General features: G+C 70.7%; 14 protein-coding genes and 2 pseudogenes. 9 read left to right on the top strand and 7 right to left on the bottom strand.

The genetic code is table 11. The features are described from left to right. The first annotated feature begins 2 nt into the window (after window positions 1–2). Genes ACIPWY_RS03020 through ACIPWY_RS03010 form a run of 3 tightly spaced genes read left to right on the top strand, consistent with a single transcriptional unit; the run spans window position 3 to window position 4,983 of the window. The gene (locus ACIPWY_RS03020) at window positions 3–1,631 is read left to right on the top strand and encodes a 5-guanidino-2-oxopentanoate decarboxylase (protein ID WP_393704443.1); all 1,629 of its coding nucleotides are present in this window, start codon (window positions 3–5) and stop codon (window positions 1,629–1,631) included. Beyond that, window positions 1,628–2,815, top strand: coding sequence for a Glu/Leu/Phe/Val dehydrogenase dimerization domain-containing protein (locus ACIPWY_RS03015; RefSeq protein ID WP_362901941.1), 1,188 nt, complete (start codon window positions 1,628–1,630; stop codon window positions 2,813–2,815). The genes ACIPWY_RS03020 and ACIPWY_RS03015 overlap by 4 nt, the downstream gene beginning before the upstream one ends. Further along, complete coding sequence (locus tag ACIPWY_RS03010; protein ID WP_393704441.1) at window positions 2,812–4,983, top strand: acetate--CoA ligase family protein; 2,172 nt, start codon at window positions 2,812–2,814, stop codon at window positions 4,981–4,983. Before ACIPWY_RS03015 ends, ACIPWY_RS03010 begins: the two co-directional genes overlap by 4 nt. Here ACIPWY_RS03010 and ACIPWY_RS03005 read toward each other — a convergent pair. The 5 genes and pseudogenes from ACIPWY_RS03005 to ACIPWY_RS02985 form a co-directional block, all read right to left on the bottom strand. Next, window positions 4,924–6,025: pseudogene (locus ACIPWY_RS03005) on the bottom strand (helix-turn-helix domain-containing protein). The gene ACIPWY_RS03010 and the pseudogene ACIPWY_RS03005 sit on opposite strands and share 60 nt — an antisense overlap. A gap of 256 nt (window positions 6,026–6,281) precedes the next feature. Further along, window positions 6,282–6,860, bottom strand: a complete 579-nt coding sequence (locus tag ACIPWY_RS03000; RefSeq protein WP_362901936.1) for a dihydrofolate reductase family protein — start codon at window positions 6,858–6,860, stop codon at window positions 6,282–6,284. Window positions 6,861–6,986: 126 nt separating this feature from the next. Next, entirely contained in the window at window positions 6,987–7,754 is a 768-nt protein-coding gene (locus ACIPWY_RS02995) for an FAD:protein FMN transferase (RefSeq protein ID WP_393704439.1), read from the bottom strand. Beyond that, window positions 7,747–8,187 (bottom strand): FMN-binding protein, encoded by a 441-nt coding sequence (locus ACIPWY_RS02990; RefSeq protein ID WP_362901932.1) that lies wholly within the window; start codon window positions 8,185–8,187, stop codon window positions 7,747–7,749. Before ACIPWY_RS02990 ends, ACIPWY_RS02995 begins: the two co-directional genes overlap by 8 nt. A gap of 11 nt (window positions 8,188–8,198) precedes the next feature. After that, window positions 8,199–9,566 carry a ferric reductase-like transmembrane domain-containing protein gene (locus ACIPWY_RS02985; protein WP_401532073.1) on the bottom strand — a complete coding sequence of 456 codons (1,368 nt, stop codon included), beginning with the start codon at window positions 9,564–9,566 and terminating at the stop codon, window positions 8,199–8,201. 172 nt (window positions 9,567–9,738) lie between these two features. Between ACIPWY_RS02985 and ACIPWY_RS02980 the strand changes: the two genes are divergently transcribed. The 3 genes from ACIPWY_RS02980 (at window position 9,739) to ACIPWY_RS02970 (ending at window position 13,548) form a co-directional block, all read left to right on the top strand. Next, window positions 9,739–10,473 carry a response regulator transcription factor gene (locus ACIPWY_RS02980; RefSeq protein ID WP_401532072.1) on the top strand — a complete coding sequence of 245 codons (735 nt, stop codon included), beginning with the start codon at window positions 9,739–9,741 and terminating at the stop codon, window positions 10,471–10,473. Further along, complete coding sequence (locus tag ACIPWY_RS02975; RefSeq protein WP_401532071.1) at window positions 10,470–11,894, top strand: sensor histidine kinase; 1,425 nt, start codon at window positions 10,470–10,472, stop codon at window positions 11,892–11,894. Before ACIPWY_RS02980 ends, ACIPWY_RS02975 begins: the two co-directional genes overlap by 4 nt. A 556-nt stretch (window positions 11,895–12,450) precedes the next feature. Beyond that, window positions 12,451–13,548, top strand: a complete 1,098-nt coding sequence (locus ACIPWY_RS02970; protein WP_401532070.1) for a hypothetical protein — start codon at window positions 12,451–12,453, stop codon at window positions 13,546–13,548. Window positions 13,549–13,623: 75 nt separating this feature from the next. On the opposite strand, the gene ACIPWY_RS02965 is transcribed toward ACIPWY_RS02970, so the two are convergent. Then, window positions 13,624–14,373: a hypothetical protein gene (locus ACIPWY_RS02965; protein WP_401532069.1), complete on the bottom strand. Its 750-nt coding sequence runs from the start codon at window positions 14,371–14,373 to the stop codon at window positions 13,624–13,626. Window positions 14,374–14,645: 272 nt separating this feature from the next. Between ACIPWY_RS02965 and ACIPWY_RS02960 the strand changes: the two are divergent. The 3 genes and pseudogenes from ACIPWY_RS02960 to ACIPWY_RS02950 form a co-directional block, all read left to right on the top strand. Further along, a pseudogene (locus tag ACIPWY_RS02960) lies at window positions 14,646–14,720 on the top strand (hypothetical protein); the annotation flags it as partial. A 175-nt stretch (window positions 14,721–14,895) separates the two neighbouring features. Then, window positions 14,896–15,153 (top strand): hypothetical protein, encoded by a 258-nt coding sequence (locus tag ACIPWY_RS02955; protein ID WP_401532068.1) that lies wholly within the window; start codon window positions 14,896–14,898, stop codon window positions 15,151–15,153. A gap of 298 nt (window positions 15,154–15,451) precedes the next feature. Next, the gene (locus ACIPWY_RS02950; RefSeq protein ID WP_362901917.1) at window positions 15,452–16,087 is read left to right on the top strand and encodes a hypothetical protein; all 636 of its coding nucleotides are present in this window, start codon (window positions 15,452–15,454) and stop codon (window positions 16,085–16,087) included. Window positions 16,088–16,305: 218 nt separating this feature from the next. Here ACIPWY_RS02950 and ACIPWY_RS02945 read toward each other — a convergent pair whose 3' ends face one another. Continuing rightward, complete coding sequence (locus ACIPWY_RS02945; protein WP_362901915.1) at window positions 16,306–17,499, bottom strand: PP2C family protein-serine/threonine phosphatase; 1,194 nt, start codon at window positions 17,497–17,499, stop codon at window positions 16,306–16,308. Between the last annotated feature and the right edge of the window lie 181 nt (window positions 17,500–17,680).

Genomic DNA, 17,680 nt, shown 5'->3' with positions numbered 1-17,680 from the left:
CGATGAACGAGGAGACGGTGACTGACGAGATGCGGACGTCGACCGGCGGCGAGGCGCTCGTCAGGGCGCTCGCCGCCCACGGGGTGTCCACCGCGTTCGGTATTCCGGGGACTCACAACCTGGAGATCTACCGGCACCTGGCGGCGTACGGCATCGCGCATGTCGCGCCGCGTCATGAGCAGGGTGCCGGGTACGCGGCCGACGCCTACGCGCGCGTGACAGGCGATCCCGGCGTGGCGATCACGACGACGGGGCCCGCCCTCCTGAACATCGCGGCCGCCGTGGGGCAGGCGTACTCGGACAGCGTGCCGCTTCTCGTGGTGTCGCCGGGCATGCCGCTGCGCCATCCGCGCCAGTCGACGGGCCTGCTGCACGAGATGCGCAGCCAGACGGAGGCGCTGCGCAACGTGGCGGCGTTCAGCCATCGGGTGTCCTCGGTGGAGGAGATCGGGGCGGCGGTGGCGCGGGCGTTCAGTCTGTTCCGTACGGAGAGGCCGCGGCCCGTGCACATCGAGGTGCCGCTCGACCTGCTCGAGGCGACGGAGCCCACCGGGCCGGTACGGCGCGCTCCGCTGCTCGCACCCCGCACGGCGGACGGTCCGTCGCTCGACGCGGCGGCCGCGCTCCTCGCCGGCGCGGTGCGGCCCGGTCTGGTCCTGGGCAGTGGCGCACGTGGCGCGGCCGAGCAATGCCGGGCGCTGGCCGAGCAGTTGGGCGCTCCGGTGGCGACCACGGCGAACGGCAAGGGCATCGTCGACGAACGGCATGCGCTGTCCCTCGGCGTGTCCTTGCACAGCGCCTCCGTACAGAAGTGGCTGGCCGACTGCGATGTCGTGCTCGCCGTCGGGACGGAACTCGCCGAGTCGGACCTGTGGTCCGCGCCGCCTGCGCTCGACGGCCGGCTGATCCGCGTGGACGTCGATCCGGCGCAGATGTACGCGGGCGTTCCCGCGGACGTGGCTCTGGTAGGCGACGCGAAAGCCACGATGCAGGCGCTCAAGGAGCGGCTCACCAAGGTTCCGGGGCCCGCTTCCACGGACGCGGCCACGCGGACCACGGCCGCCGTACGTGCCGCCCGCGATGACGAGACACGCGCGCGTGACGCACGTTGGGTGCCGTACCTCGAAGCGATCAGGAGTGTCCTCGCGGCCGATGCCGTGGTGACCTCCGACAGCGCCCAGTGCTGCTACTACGGCGCGATCCCGCATCTCCCCGTCGGCCCCGAGGGGCGCTATCTGCACCCCACCGGGTTCGGCACGCTCGGCTACGCGCTGCCCGCCGCGATCGGCGCGAAGACCGCCTGCCCCGACCGGCAGGTGGTCGCGATCAGCGGGGACGGCGGGCTCCAGTTCTCCGTGCAGGAGCTGGCCACGGCCGCGCAGCTCCAACTGCCGCTGCCCGTCGTCGTGTTCGACAACGGCGGCTACGGCGAGATCCGCGACGAGATGGCCGCGCGCGGCGACGCACCGGCGGCCGTCGACCACGCGCGCGTGGACCTGGCCGGCCTCGCGCGGGCCTTCGGGGGCAGGGGCGCCTCCGCGTCGTCCCCCGGCGAACTCGCCGCGCTCCTGACCCGGGCCCTGGCCACCCCCGGACCCACCCTGATCACCGTCCCCGAGGAGACCGCATGACCGCGCCCGCCACCCCCCTGATGTCGCTCACCTGGACCGACCACGTCACCGGCAGGCACGGCTACCTCGTCGTCGACCGGCTGGTGCGCGGCGTGTCCAGCGGCGGGCTCCGGATGCGTCAGGGCTGCACCCTCGACGAGGTCGCGGGCCTCGCGCGCGGGATGACGATGAAGGAGGCCCTGCACTACAACCCGCAGGGCCGATACATCCCGCTGGGTGGAGCCAAGGGCGGCATCGACTGCGACCCGCAGGACCCGGAGGCGTACGGCGTCCTCGTGCGTTATCTGCGCGCCATGCGGCCCTACATCGAGTCCTTCTGGACCACCGGCGAGGACCTGGGGCTCACTCAGGACCTCGTCGACAAGGCGGCCGACGAGGCCGGACTGGTCTCGTCCATCCAGGCCGTCTACCCGCTGCTCGACGACGAGGCGGCCGCGCGCAGGCGCCTCGCCGACGCCTTCGCGGTCGACGTCGACGGCATCGGCCTCGACGAGCTCGTCGGCGGCTGCGGGGTCGCGGAATCGGTGCTCGCGGCCCTGGACCGCGCGGGCGTCCCGTACGAGGGCACCCGGGTGTCGGTGCAGGGTCTTGGCACCATGGGCGGAGCGACCGCCCGGTTCCTGGCGCGCGCGGGGCTTCGGGTCGTGGCGGTCGCGGACGTGAAGGGGACCGTCGCCAACCCCGAAGGCCTGGACGTGGACGCGCTCCTCGCCGCCCGCGACGCCTACGGGACGGTGGACCGTTCGGCGCTGCGCGAGGGTGACCGTGAGCTGCCGGGCGACGCCTGGCTGTCGGCCGACGCCGAGGTCCTCGTGCCCGCCGCCGTGTCGTACGCGGTGGACGCGGCGAACCAGGAACTGATCGCGGCGCGCTGGATTGTCGAGGCCGCCAACATGCCCGTACTGCCCGACGCGGAGGAGCTGCTCGCGCGGCGCGGCATCACCGTCCTGCCCGACGTCGTCGTCAACTCCGGTACGAACGCCTGGTGGTGGTGGACCCTGTTCGGTGACATCGATGCCGACGCGGACGAGGCGTTCGCGTACACGCGGCGTTCCATGCGCGCGCTGATCGACCAGATGCTGGCGCGGGCCGAGGCGGACGGGACGACGCCGCGTGCCGCCGCGCACGCGATCGTCGCGGACCGGCTTCCGGTGATCGCGGAGCGGTTCGGGTGGTACAGGTGACACCCCCACCGGATGCCGGTGTGCACGCGCGCGTGGGACTCGACGCGCTCTTCGACCCTCGGTCGGTCGCCGTCGTCGGAGCGTCCGACAATCCGGAGAAGTGGGGCTACTGGCTGGCGTCGGGCGCCCTGTCGGGCCGCGACCGCCGGGCGGTCCACCTCGTCAACCGCCGCGGGGGCACCCTGGACGGTGAACCGTTCCTGCCGGATCTCGCGTCGCTGCCCGTACCGCCCGAGCACGTCGTCGTCGCCGTGCCGCCCCGCCATGTGCGGCCGGTGGTCATGGACGGCCTCGCGGCGCGCGCCCGGTGTTTCACCGTGATCACGTCGGGCGGCGCCACCGCCGACGAGGAGCGGGCGCTCTCGCGGCTCGTCACGGCCCGGGGAGCGCGGCTGCTGGGCCCGAACTGCATGGGCGTGGTGGACACGACGAGCGAACTGCGTCTCAGCTGGGGCGAGTTCCCCTCGGGCGGACTCGGTCTCGTGTCCCAGAGCGGCAATCTCGCCCTGGAGATCGGCCGTCTCCTCGCGCGCGCCGGGCAGGGCTTCTCCCGGTTCGTGTCGCTGGGCAACCAGCGGGACATCGACGCGGCGGACGCCCTGGAGTCGCTGATCGCGCACGGACCCACGAGAGCGCTCGCCGCGTACATCGAGGACTTCCGCGACGGCCGGCGTCTCGCGCGGGTCCTGAGTGCCGCGCACGCCGCCGGGAAGCCCGTCCTGCTCCTGACCGTGGGACGCAGCGCCGCGTCCGGGCGGGCCGCCGCGTCCCACACCGGCGCTCTGGTGAGCGCCCGCGCCACGGTGGAGGCGGTGTGCCGCGACGCCGGTGCGCTACTGCTCGACACTGCGGGCGAACTGGTGGACACAGCGGCGTACTTGCTCGCGCAGGGCGTACTCCACGGCAGTGCGGGTCACCCGGCCGGAGCGTCGTCCAGCCTCCGTCGCATCGCCGTGGTCGGGGACAGCGGCGGCCAAGGCGCCCTCGCCGCCGACGCGTTCGCCGCCCACGGCCTCGATGTGCCCGCCTTCGCGCAGGGCACGCGCGAGGCGGTGTCGGAGCAACTGCCTGTCGGCGCCGGGTGCGGCAATCCGGTCGACCTGGCGGGCGCGGGTGAAGCCGAACTCGGCAGCTACGCGCGCGTGGCGGGCGCCTTGCTGCACTCGGGAGACACCGACGCCGTCGCCCTCACGGGCTACTTCGGCGACTACGCGTCCGCCAACCCGGCCCAGGCGGACCGCGAATGCGAGGTCGCGCACGCTCTGGCGGACGCCGCCGTCTCATCCGGGCGGGCCCTGGTGGTGCACACGATGGCCCGTGACACCCCCGCCCTCACGGTTCTGCGGCAGCGCGGTGTGCCCGTCTACGAGCGCATCGAGCAGGCCGCGTCCGCAGTCGCGGCGGTGGGCCGCCTCACCGTTCCCGCTCTCGCCGGCGCGGAATCGCCGACCCCGGCGGCGTACAGGCTGGCGGACGGCGGTTACGAGAGCGTGCGCGAGCTGCTCGCGTCCTATCAACTCGCCTTTCCCACAGCCGAGTTCGTCACAGATGCGGACGGGGCCGTGGAGGCGGCGGAGCACCGGACCGGGTATCCGCTCGTCCTCAAGGCGATGGGGCTCGCGCACAAGACCGAGGCGGGCGGGGTCGCCCTGTCGATCGCCGACGCCGTCGCCTTGCGGGCCGCGTTCGCGCGCATGAAGGCGGCGACGGGCGCGGAACGCTATGCCGTGGAGGCCATGGCCACACCGCCGTACGGACACGAACTGATCGTCGGTGTGCGGCGCGACCCGTCGTTCGGGCCCGTCGTCATGGTCGGCATCGGAGGGGTCACCGCCGAACTCCTCGCCGACACGGCGCTGGCCCTCGCGCCCCTGACTCCCGCACGCGCGCGTGCCCTGCTCCTGCGGCTGCGGCACGCGCCGTTGCTGACGGGCTGGCGCGGCGCGCCCGGAGCGCATCTGGACGCGGCGGCCGCCGCCGTGTGCGCGGTCGCGCGTGCCGCTGTCGACCATCCGGAGCTGGCCGAACTGGAGGTCAATCCGCTGCTCGTACACCCGGGCGGGGCGATCGCCCTCGACGCACACGGGGTACTCGACCGGGCCGGCGCCTCAGCGGCGCCCCTTCATGGCGTCGGCGAGGAGGGCGGCGGTCTCCTGGTCGAGCGGTAGGAACGCCTCCAGTTTCAGCTCGGCGAGCGTGACGTCGACCGCCGTCCCGAAGTGGGTGAGCGTGCTCAGGAGGCGCAGCTCACGGCGTTCCGTGCGCAGCCGCAGCGGGACGGCGAAACCGAGGTAGTCCGGACCGGCCTGTCGGGGCCGGTCCGGCACCATGCCCTCCAGTTCGGCGACCAGCTCCGTAAGAGCACGGTTGGAATTACGGACGGACTCGTCATGCAGACCGTCGATGACGTGCCAGGCCCACTCGTCCAGGTTCACGATCCGCGGCGCGAGGCCGCGCGGATGCAGCAGCACGCGCGATGTTCACCGGCGACGAGAGCAGAGCGGGGGCGACCCCCTCGGTGAGCGCGTCGAAGGCCTCGTTGCACGAGACGAGATCCCCGCGCCGGTCGATGATGACCGCCGGATGCGGCAGATGCGCCGCCATGACGCGCTCCAGCGCCGTACGGACGGCGGACAGTTGCGGGCCCCCGTAGTGCGACTCCTGGTACGCAGGCGCGTAATCCGTCGCAAGGAGAAGGGCGTTGCGCTCCCTGAGCGGCACCTTCAGCGCCTCCGCCAGGCGTACGACCATGGCGCGGCCCGGTACCGAACGGCCGCTCTCCACGAAGCTGACATGCCGCTGCGTCGTTCCCGCGCGCGTGGCCAGCTCCAGCTGACTGACGCGCCGCCGCACGCGCCACTCTCGTAACGCGTCACCGAGCCCGTCCCGCGCCGCCCTGCCCGAGGGCCCTGCCCTTGTCCCCGTCTCAACTGATCCTGTCACCGGCTCAGTTGGTTCCGCCTGCGTCGTCACCCGACCGTGTCTACCCGAGAGCCAGGCCTGCGGGCCATTCCCTGCGGGGAATTGTCGCGCCGCACGCCTCGGCGAGCGTGCGGCGCTGTGTGAACCCTCTCCAGCGCCGCGGCCGGCGGGCCGGGGCCTGATCGAGGACAAGACGGCCAGCGAGGCACTGCTGCGCCAGAGCGATCTGACGGACCGCCCCAAGAGGGCCTTGGTCCGGGTAGTCCCTGAGAGCGAGAAGCTGGGCATGAGGGACATGATCTCGCGCGCCGACTCCGCGGCATGGATGCTCAATTCGCTCCACTCCCAGGAGTACATCCACGCGGGAGTCGTCCTGGCGCGGTAGCGAAGGCGACTGCGATTCAACGGTCTGGCGGCCGTTGAATCCGCCGTCTTCGCTCCATGCAGGAAGCGCTCAAGTTCCTGACAGGTTTGGCATGTCGGAGCGCGGGAGACCTTCCGGGACACGTTCGGCTGCTGGACCTGGTGCAGTACGTGATGGTGTTCACGTGTGCAGGGTGGGCCGGTAGGTGAGCTCTTGAGTGTGGCCGTCGAACGTCCGGCTCTCGATCAACTTGAGGTCGAAGTCGGCCGCGCCCTCGAAGATCGGGTCGGTCCCGGTCTGACCGCTGATCACGGGGAAGAGTGTCACCTGGACGCGGTCGACGAGCCCTGCGGCCATCAGCGCTCGGTTCAAGGACAGGCTCCCGTGCGAGCGCAGCGGCACTGCGGACTCCTTCTTGAGCCGGGTGACCACGTCGACGGCGTCGCCGGCCACGACGGTCACGTCCGGCCAGGTGGAGGGTCCGGCGAGCGTCGTCGACACCACTGTTGTCGGCATGCTTCGCATCCGGGAGTTCACCGGGTCGAGGTCGGCCTCCGGGATCGGGCCCAGCAGCTCCACGAACTGCCGAAAAGTGTTGGCCCCGAGAACCATCCGCTGCTCCTGGCTGATCACGGCAAGGCGGTTGTCGAGGAACTCGGTGCCCTGTTTTCCCCAGTAGCCGCCCCAGTCGCCGTCGGGACCGTAGGAGCCGTAGCCGTCGAGGGTGGAAAAGACGTCCCAGGTGTAGATCGCGGTCATGGTGCTCTCCTCGGCTGCGGTTCATGGCGCGTTGTGGATGCAGACGAGGAACAATGACGAAACTCATCGCACCTGGGCTCCAGGTTTCGGTTCGGGGTGCGCTCGGGAAAGATCACGTGCCGCGCGTCATGACCCGTAGCGGCTGAATCCTGGAGTGCGCCATTCCCGGCCGTCGGATAGAACCGCGAGTGCTTCGTAGCCGTCCAGCGATTCCACCCATCGTTGTGCTCCGTCGCCACGGGCGAATGCGGCGGTGGCGTACGTGTCGGTCAGGGTCAGGCGGGGCCCGACCAGTGTGAGTGAGGCCAGCGCGACGGCGGGTTGACCGCTGTGCGGATCGACGATGTGTGCGCCGCGCTCGGCGGTGCCCGAGGTGGCCACGGCCAGATCGTGGTGGGCGGTGATGACGGTGGCCAGGTCGCCGGGGCGCAGCGGGTGGGCGATGCCGATGCGCCACGGTGCGCCGGGGGCTGCCTGGCCGCGGAGTTGGAGGTCGCCGCCGCCGTTGACGCAGGTGTGATGTGCACCTGCGTCGTAGAGGAGTTGGGACGCTGCGTCGGCGGCCCAGCCTTTGACCAGTCCTGAGGGGTCGAGAGTTCCGGAGGGCGTGATGCTGAACCAACCGTCGCTGATCCGGGTGGCCTCTTCGCACAGGGCGAGGACTTCGTGGACCTCTGGCGGGCAGTCGCTGAGGCGGATTTCTCCGCGGTCGAGGCGGCTGATGTGGCTGTCGGGCCGGTAGGTGGAGAACACGGCGTCGACTCGGTGGAGATGGCGTACGGCCTCGGCGAGTGCGCGGTGGATGGCGGTGGTGGGCTTGTCGCGGATGTCGAAGGTGAAGACGGTGCCCATGACGTGCTCGACGTGGCGCAGTCTGTGTGCGGTGTCAGGCATGGGCCTGGTCCAGGGCGCTCTGGAGGGACCGGATGTAGCCCTCGCTGGTGTAGCTGGCTCCGGAGATTGCGTCGATGTGTGCGCTCTGCGCGCCGATCGCCTCTTCGGTGAGGCGGGGTAGCGCGTAGGACGCGATCTGCTGGTCGCGGCCGTTCTCGTTCGGGGCCTGGAGGACCTTGACAGTGGTGATCTTCCCCTTGGTGAGGGTGACGGCCACCTGTACAGGGCCGTACTGGGTGTCGATGGGATCCCCGGTGAAGGTGCCCGTCCCGGTGGACGAACCAGGTGAGGCTCCTGCGGAGGTGTGCGGTGAGGGGGTGGTGGAGGAGCGAGGGAGCATCCCTGCCAGGGCGGGGAGCTGGTGGGGTTTGAGGGCGAGCAGTGCCACGGTGAGGGTGCTGATTCCGGTGGTGGCGAGGACGGCTCGGCGCATGGCGGTTCTCCTCAGAACGCGAAGGACTCGTGGTGGATGCGTCGTGCCGGGACGCCGGCGTCGCGCAGGGCTGTGCTCGCGGCCTGTGTCATGCCGGGCGGGCCGCACAGGTAGACGTCGTGTGCGGCCACATCCGGTATCAGGGCGGTGAGGCCGGGGCCGGTGAGCGGTGAGGAGTATGCGGCGGGTTCGTCGACGACGTAGTGCACGGTCGCTCGTCGGCGGGCGGCTATCGCGTCGATCTCACCGCGCAGCGCGAGATCGTCGGCGCGGCGCGCCCGGTAGACGAGGGTGACGTCGCCCGGCAGCGTCTCGAACAGCGTTCGCAAGGGGGTGATGCCGACGCCGCCGGCCAGGAGCAGCACCTTGGGTGCGGTGCGGCGGTTTGCGGTGAGGGCGCCGTACGGTCCCTCGGCCCAGACCCGGGTGCCGGGTGCCAGACGGGCGAGTGCGGCGCTGTGTCCGCCGGCGGTCTTGACCGTGATGCGCAGGTGGTCTGGGCGCGCGGGGGCAGAAAGGGAGTAGGGGTTCGCGGTCCACCACAGGCCGCGGATCAGGAAGCGCCAGCGCAGGAACTGCCCTGGCTCGCCGCCCAGTTCGTCCAGGTGTCTGCCCGTGAGGTGGACGGAGACTACGCCCGGCGCTTCGGGGTGGACGGCGGTCACGCGGAGTTGGTGGCGCAGTCCGCGCCGTATGGGCATGGCGAACCGGTACCAGGCGAGCAGCGCGGCGACTGTGATGAACAGGGTGTACCAGGCGGCTTGTGCGGTGCGGTTGCCGACGAAGTCGGCGCCGTTGGACAGCTGGTGGCCGAAGGTGAGGAAGACCGCCAGGTAGGTGGCGAAGTGCAGATAGTGCCAGGTCTCGTAGCTCATCCTGCGGCGGGCCGCGCGGGCTGAGAGGGCTCCGGTGACCAGGAACAGCAGGAATCCGACCGTTCCCTTGAGCAGATCGGGGTAATGGAACACGAGCGTGGTGGCCTGGCTCACCACGTCCGTGTGCGAGGTCGCCGAGTAGCCTGAGATGATCAGCAGGGTGTGGGCGAGGGCCAGGGAGACGGTGCAGCGGCCGCCGAAGGCGTGCCAGCGGGCCAGCCGGTCGGTGCCGACGGTGTGGTCCAGGAGCGGTATGCGGGCCATCAGCGCGAGCAGGACCGCGCAGGCGTAGCCGGCCAGGAGCCCGGTGATGCGTCCCGCGCCGGTCAGCCAGCCTGCCGGGCCGATGACCGAGGTGGTGTCGCTCCACCACAGGGCCAGCACCGTTGCGGCGCCGGCCCAGATCACCCACTGCACCAGCAGGGGCACGACGCTGCGCCACCGGCGCGGGCGCCGATGGCGCAGCCCCCGGCTCGCATACGTGGCGGTGGACGTGGTGGTCATGAGGCTCCTCCGGGCAAGGGGCGCTTACGGTGACGGGGCGGCCAGCCTCACAGCCCAACCTTTGTGAACCTTCTGAAACCGCCCCGGCCGCCCGCCTCAGCCCCGATTCAGAGGAAACTCAGAGACGCCGCTCGTCCTGCCGCGGCCCGCTCTGAGGGAAGCTGAATGGACCATGGACGAGCCGCGCATCACACCGCTTCTGCACCGCCCCGACGGCGAACCCGTACGGGTCCTGGTCGTCGACGACGAGATCGACGTCACCGACGTCCTCTCCGGAGTCATGACCGGCGAGGGCTGGCAGGTCCGCACCGCTGCCGACGGTGCGACCGCGCTCGCCATCGCCCGTGAATTCCGGCCCGACGCGGTGGTTCTGGACTGGATGCTGCCGGACCTCGACGGCCTGCAGATCCTGCGGGCCCTGCGGTGCGAGACGCCGAGCGTGTGTGTCCTGTTCCTCACCGCCCGTGACGCGGTCGAGGACCGGATCGCGGGCATCACCGCGGGCGGCGACGACTACGTCACCAAGCCCTACAGTCTGGAAGAGGTTCTGGCACGGCTCCGTGGGCTCCTGCGGCGGGCCGGTATGGCCACCGGACCGGGGCAGAACGTGCTGGCCGTCGGAGACCTGACCATGGACGAGGACGCCCGGGAGGTCAGGCGAGGTGGTGCCACCGTCGGCTTGTCACGCACCGAGTTCGAGCTCCTGCGTTTCCTCATGCGCAATCCGCGCCGGGTCCTGTCCAAGGAACAGATCCTCGACCGGGTGTGGGCGTACGACTTCGGTGGCCGTGCCCATGTCGTCGAGCTCTACATCAGTTACCTGCGCAAGAAGATCGACGCCGGGCACGCCCCAATGATCCACACCGTGCGAGGCGTCGGCTACGTCCTCAAGCCGGGCACCGCATGAGGCGGCTACCACCGCGGACCCTGCGCGGCCAGCTCACTGCCGGGCTCGTGATCCTGCTGGCCGTTGCCTGCCTCGCCGTCGGCGTCACCACCGACCTGGCACTGCGCGGTTTCCTGATGGGGCGCCTCGACGAACAACTCACCGCGTCCGGTGGGCGCTTCGCCGCCAGCCTGGAACACGAGGCCGAGCCCGATGCCGACAATCGCCCCGACACCCGGGGCCAGGCCGAATCAACCTTCGGCGCACGCCTCTTGAACGGCACGGTCACCGCGGCAGGCGTCGTCGACGACGCGACCGACCGCTCCCTCCAGCTCAATGACGATGACCGACGCGTGCTGGCCCGAATCCCGGTGGACGGAAACGGGCACAGCATCCGCCTCTCCGGCCTGGGCAAGTACCGCGTCACGGCCGTAGACGGCGACGACCAAGACGTCCTGATCACCGGCCTGCCCCTGCACCCGCTCGAAGAGACCGTCCACCGGCTCGAAGCGGTAGAAACCGTGGTCTTCGGCGCTGCTCTGCTGGCCACGGCCATTGCAGGTGCCCTGTGGGTGAGCATCTCCCTGCGCCCCCTGCGACGGGTCACCGCCCACGCGGCGGAGGTCGCCGCCCTACCACTCGCCAGCGGAGAGGTCGCCATGCCCGGACCGCTTCCGGACACCGACCCGCGCACCGAGGTCGGCCAGGTCGGCACCGCCCTCAACCACATGCTCGGACACGTCGAAGACGCCCTCACCCGCCGCCAGGCCAGCGAGGAGCGCCTGCGCCACTTCGCCGCCGACGCAAGCCACGAACTGCGCACCCCCGTCGCGAACATCCGAGGCCACGCCGAACTCGCCCTGCGCCACAACGGGCCCGTCCCCGACGACGTACACCACGCCCTGGAACGCATCGACAGCGAGTCCCAGCGCATGACCCGCCTCGTCGACGACCTACTCCTCCTCGCCCGCCTCGACGCCGGACGCCCCCTCGACCACGAGCCCGTCGACCTGACCCTGCTGATCCTCAACGCAACGGACGACGCACGCGCCGCGAGCCCCGACCACCACTGGCTCCTCGACCTCCCCGAAGAACCCGTCACCATCACCGGAGACTCCCACCGCCTCCAGCAGGCGATTGGCAACCTCCTCGCCAACGCCCGCACCCACACCCCGCCCGGCACCGACGTGACCATCGCCCTCACCACCGACCGGAGCAGCGTCCGCGTGAACGTGAGCGACAACGGTCCAGGCATCCCGGAAGAGGTCAAGGCCGAAGTCTTCGAACGCTTCGTCCGCGCAGACCACACCCGCTCCCGCAGCACCGGCAGCACCGGTCTGGGTCTCGCCATCGTCCACGCCGTCATCACGGCCCACGGCGGTACCGCCACCGTCACCAGCCGCCCCGGACACACCATCTTCCGCCTCACATTCCCCTGCTGAACTGCCCAGGCCCACCGGTCCTCCTCCCGCCCCGCCCGCCGCCACGCGCCACAGCCGCAGCCCGTTGAGACCGACGAGCAAGGTGGAGCCCTCGTGGTCCGCGACGCCGAGCGGCAGCATCAAGTTGCCGATGAGGTCGCCGCATGGCAGTGGACGAGGATGGCGACTCATTCCCGTGCCGCTTCGGCCCCATGCGCGTGCTGTTGGCCGAGGAGGACCCCGGTGTGGCCTTGTGCGATTTCCTCGCGGCGGGCACTCCACAGCGCCTTTTCGACGAGCGCGGGTCTCCTCCACGCCACCCGTGACGAGGGCCTCCAGGACCGTTAGATGCGCGCGGTCGTGGCGGTCACACTCTGCCCGACTCCCCGATCGGCTTGGTAGAGGCGCCGACGGGAGGGAGGAGGCCAATGGCCTCCTCCCTCGGCCGTCAGGCGCCGGTCTGGACGTCGACGTGGTCGGTGTAGAAGGCAACGTGACCGGCGATGGCCGTGGGCCAAGTTCTATGAGATCCCACAGCTGCGCCGCGAGTGGAAGCCCGGTCCCGCACGGATCGGTCGTGCAACCCGTTCTGGAGATCTCCGCCGGCGACGACTTCGCGCTCTGGCCCGTTGGCGAGCAGGAATCGGATGGCTACCTCGTGCTGAACGGGGGGCTGACTCCGGCGGAGGTCGGCACGGCGGTTATGCAGATCGCCGCCTGCAACGACTTCGAGCCGGAGGAGGAGCATGGGCCGTGCCCGACCGACCCGCTCGGCACATTCCTGCACGGGCTGCTCACCATGCCTGATCTGTTCGCCGCCGGAGGGTTCAGGGTGACCGAGAATGCCACCGACACCGTCTTCGTCGAGCCGGGCTGCTGCAACGGCCTGGACACCTGGCGGGACTGGCTGGAGGTGCTCGACGGCACCGGCTGCTCCTACTTCGGCCACGATCCGTCGTCGGTGGCCGAACGCGTTGGCGACATGGTCCGGCTGACGTTCGACGCTTACGGGACGGACGGCAGCCCGGTGATCGAGCTGTCGGTAGACCAGGCACGCAGGCTCGTCGCGGGCGCCCAGCAAGACTTGCAGGACTTCCTCGGTCTTGCCGGAACCTGGGCTGAACAACACCTGCCGGCACACGCCGCCGCCGTCACTGCCGCCCTCGTGCTGTGGCTCGCGCGGGCGGAGGAGTACGCCGCGCAACGCCGGGCGCAGAAGCGGGCCGGGCGGCGGGCCGTAGCGAACCCGCGACCGTGGTGGCTGCGGAGCTGGTGGGAGAGCCCGAACCGCGCCTGGTACGAAGATCCGTTTCGCCATCCGTCGCTGCGGCTGCCCGAGTATGTCCGGCGACAGAACGCGATTCTGGACGGCGCCGATCTCCCCGGCTGCCCCGCCTGCGGGGACGAGAGACCGCTGATGTCGAACTCGACTGGGCACGGCTGGGTGGAGCTGTGCCGTGGGTGCGCGTGGGTGCTGGCGCCATGTCCGTGCGGGCAGCGGCACCGTTTCGTCCCGGAGACCCCGTTCAACTGGAACGGGATCTGGCAGCGGGCGCACATGAGCGATGACGGCACGCCGAACCCACATCGGCCTGCGGTGCTACCGACGAAATGTGGCTCGTTGGGTGACGGAATGTCGCGGGTCGGCGATCTGGGCGGCCGGCACGTGTTGTGACCGTGCGCCGTAGGCGGCCTGTAGGGCCCGGTCCTGGGTCACCAATCGCAGAGATGCCGCAGGTGTCCGGATGGATCAAGGTGTGGGCGAGGCCTCGGTGAGTGCCATCCACTCTCGGATCGTCTCCTGGTGGGATCCTTTCGCCGTACTCGCAGCCACCGCTTCGGCATTTTCAACGGAGCACGGCGTTCCTGCTCGGGTGAGCAGGAGGAGCGGCCACCCAGGGCCCGCGCCGGCCGGCTCCCCGTCGAAGGCGGTCCAGTCCCAGGGCCCGTCGAAGCGCCATGCCCGGCCGACGGCATCGGCGACCTCGTCGCCGAACTGGAGGGATGCGTATGGGCGCATCAACAGTTCGAAGGTGAGGGGGGTCCCGTCGCCAGGATGGATGGTGTACCCCGAGCCAACAAGATGGCTCCCGTCCGGGAACTCGCGATATGACAGACCTCGGGGCAGCACGGTCACGGTCTGAGCGGGATGTGGCAGCCAGGCCGTCTCCAGCGGGGGGTCGTGGTGTTCGACGTCCGTCACGTGCACGACGGTGGGTGGCACGCCGACCCGGCAGACGTCTCCCGCCTTCAGCTGTTCGGGCGGCGGGTCCGTTCGAAAGAGCTCGGCCTCCACCTCAGGCGAGATGCTCCCGCTGCTGTTCACGCCGAGAGCGACGACCCCGTTCCAGTGCGCGAACTCGTTCTCGGTGTCGATTTCCCACCACGGCCATCGCACCGACACGTGATCCCGTGTGAGGCCCTGCTCGACCCTGGTAATCGTGAAGGGACAAGCAACCGACAGCACATCACCGACCCGGAAGTCCCCGTCGTCAATCATTCGGTCAGGGTAGACGGGTCCGCTTGGCGGCATACGCGGGCCTTCCGGCCAGGGGTCCAGATCAGGCATGCGGGCCGTCACCGGACTGAAGTTCACTGGGAACCACACCCCAGCACGGAAGTCCACACCTCACGGACCACGTTTCCGCAGGTCAACGAATTCTGTCGGTAGCCCCTGCGGGCTAGCCAGTCGGATACGGCGCGGCGAGCGCTCGAAAATCAGGTCCCGCCAGCTGAGCCGGAACCCGTGCGCGGGGCCGCCGCAGCCACCACCTGGCACGCAAGTTCCGGCCTATCAACGTTCAGGAATCCGGGAACCTGCGCGCTTACGACCAGGACCACTTCAAGGCCATCAACGACACCTTCGGCCACACGGCCGGTGACACCGTCCTCGCGGCGACCGCAGCCCGGGGCTCACCGCCTGGGCGGGCCCGCACGCCGCCCTCGGCCGCCTCGGGGGCGATGAGTCGCGATCGTCCTGCAGGCGCCCCACGGCCGGCGCGAGGACCGCCTCGCACAGCTCATGAGGATGCTCCACACGCCGGTGCACCTGGACGACGGGCAGACCGTCGACGTCGCCGCCTCCGTCGGCGCAGCGACGCCCGACATCCTCAACACCCGCGACCTGTCCGTGCTCCAGCAGGCCGCCGACGCTGCCCTGTACGACGGCAAGCACTCCGGCCACGCAGTCCTCGCCGACGCCCGACACGCAACGCACACGTCCATCAACGGGCGCCGCGCCGGCCGCCCCGGAACCGGAATCAGGGCGCGAGCCGCATGAGCATCGCCACCCTGCCCGAGGGCGACTGAATCCGCGGCATCACGATTCGCCAGCCCTATGCAACCTGCATCCTCTCCGGGAAGAACCCGCAAACAGGCCCCGGCCCTGGCCGGGGCGGCGCTCGGTCCTGATCCACGCCGGGCAGAAGCTGGAGCACCCGCCCTGCGTGACCCGCTAGGTGTGCTGTTCGGCCGATCATGCGGCCGATCCGGGCACCGGTCCGATCCGGGAGGTGGGGAAACGGGCAAGCGCCGGGCCGGGGGATTCTTGGCGCGCTGGCCTGGTAAAACAGTGACCGATGGGTACCCAAGAGCGCGACCGCAAGGTGTACCGGCCGCTGCGGCGGGCCGGTCTTGAGGTGATTCCGGACGCCGTGCCGGACGGCACGATGCCGTTCGTCGCCGGATACCGTGCCGAGGACGTGGCCGGCGGCTTCTCCCACCGGTACGACACCCCACGGCTCGTCGAGCGGCTCAATGGGGACTGGTACGACCTCGCCGTCTCCTCGGGTCTTCTCGATGACCGGCGTGAGTTCCTCGTCCAGCTCCCACAGGGCACCCGCACGCACCGGGCCGCCGTGCAGAACCTGCACAGCGGCAGCGCCGCACCGACGCTCTGGACCCGGGTTCGACTCCTGGACCACTGGGACATCATGGGCCGGGGCGCGGCATCGGCGTTCCTCGGCATACATGCGGGCCACCCGGGCTTCGCCATGATGGCTCTCGACGGCAGCGTGTACGTCATTGCCTCGACGGGCGAGATCGGCATCGACGTGTTCGCGGTGCGCCACCCGGACCGCTCGGAGAACATCCTGCAGTACCTGGAACAGATCACTCTTCGCGACAGTCCCTACGTCAACCGCGAGTTCAAGGAGCGGATCGCGGTCTGGCTCGCGGGCCGCGCACCTAGCGCTGTCAGCCGTTCAGACCGATGACCCCGCGGCCCTGGTGGCCGAGGCCGGCAAGGGTAGTTGCTGTTGCTGTTGCTGTTGCTGTTGCTGTTGCTGTCCAGCTGATCATGTGATTACTCCATTGCCGACTCGTTCACCTGGACATGTGGCGGGGTGGCTCTGTTCGCGAGTTTCGGCAGCAGGTGTTTACCAGTTTTGACAGCACCCCTGGGGCCCGCGGAATCGAACGGGTCCGGCTCGCATCAGTCGGGGGTCCGGAGGGGATGCCATTCGGCCAGCAGGATGGTGGCGTCGTCGGTCAGGTGTCCGCTGTGGTCGAGGATGTCGCGGCTGAGACGGCGCAGGGCCTCGGGCGCGGGCTCGCCGGCGGCGGTGGCCCGCACGACGGTGTCGACCAGGCGGTCTTCGCCGAAGAACCCGCCGGCCGGTGAGCGGGCCTCGGTGACGCCATCGGTGTGAATGAGGATCCGGTCTCCGGGCTCGAGCTGGAAGCGCTCGACCGGAGGGGCAGAGTCCGGGTGGCCGAGGCCGAGGCCGAGGGGGAGGTTGGGGTACCGGGCCAGGGCGCCGGCCACGACGCGCTGGCGGCGGATCAGCAGCGGGGGCGGGTGGCCGCAGTTGACCCAGGCAAGTTCCCCGGTCACGAGGTCGAGGTCGGCGAAGACGGCAGTCAGGAGCCGGTCCGGAACCCAGCAGTGCAGGGCCTGGTCGACGACGGGGGCAATGTCGGCGAGGGTGCCGTCGGTGCGGCGGGTGGAGCGGCAGCCGGCTAGGGCGAGTGCCGCGCACAGGCCCGAGGCGGTGTCGTGGCCCATGGCGTCGACCACGGCCAGGTGCAGTTTCCGCTCGCCGAGCGCGTGGTCGAACGCGTCACCGCCGATCTCGTAGGCGGGTTCCAGCACGGCGCTGGACGTGACCGCCGTGGTGCCCAAAGTGCGGGGCGGCATGAACGCCCAGGCGAGTTCGGCCTGCAGCGTCATCGGGCGGGTGCGCACCGTGGTGAGCAGGGTGTCGCTGTACAAGGTCTTGGAGACCACCAGCAGGGCGGTCAGGGACGCCAGTGCCTTGGCGCGCTCCAGGGTGTTGGGGTCCAGGTGGGGTGCGGTGAGGCGGAGCACGCCCATGCGCTCGATGCCGTCGACCAGAGGTAGCCACAGCACCAGGTGGGGTGTGTCCGTGGCCAGGCGCTGGGAGCGGGTGCGGTAGCACCAGCCGGCCAGGGTGCCGTCCACGGCCAGCGCGGCGTCCGCGCCGCCGTCCGACGGAGCCAGGGGGATGAGGTGGGTCTGCTGGACGTCGGCGAGGTAGACCGTCGCGCCGGCCAGGCCCAGGTCGCGCGCGCCATGGTCGATGAGCGCGGCGAGCTCGCCCGGTGCGGTGTCGTGCGACCGCTCCAGCAGGCCGGCCAGCACCGGGCCGAGCACGGAGTCGTCCACACCCTCCACCATCCTCTGCCGCCTTCCGGCCTGCCACCGCGTGCCTGCCCTGGGGCCCCGCTGAGCGTTCACCGGGCCGGTGGCACTGTCTGCAGCGGGCCACGGCACGCTTCTGCCAGCGGGTCGGCCGCTCCAACCACCCCCCACCGCCGCCCGAATATGACCGAGCCGAATCGAACGC

Origin of the sequence: Streptomyces sp. NPDC090032 (assembly GCF_044748025.1) — a bacterium.
GTDB lineage: Bacteria > Actinomycetota > Actinomycetes > Streptomycetales > Streptomycetaceae > Streptomyces.
Note: the sequence above shows the minus strand (reverse complement) of the source record. Positions and strands in the feature narration are given on the sequence as shown.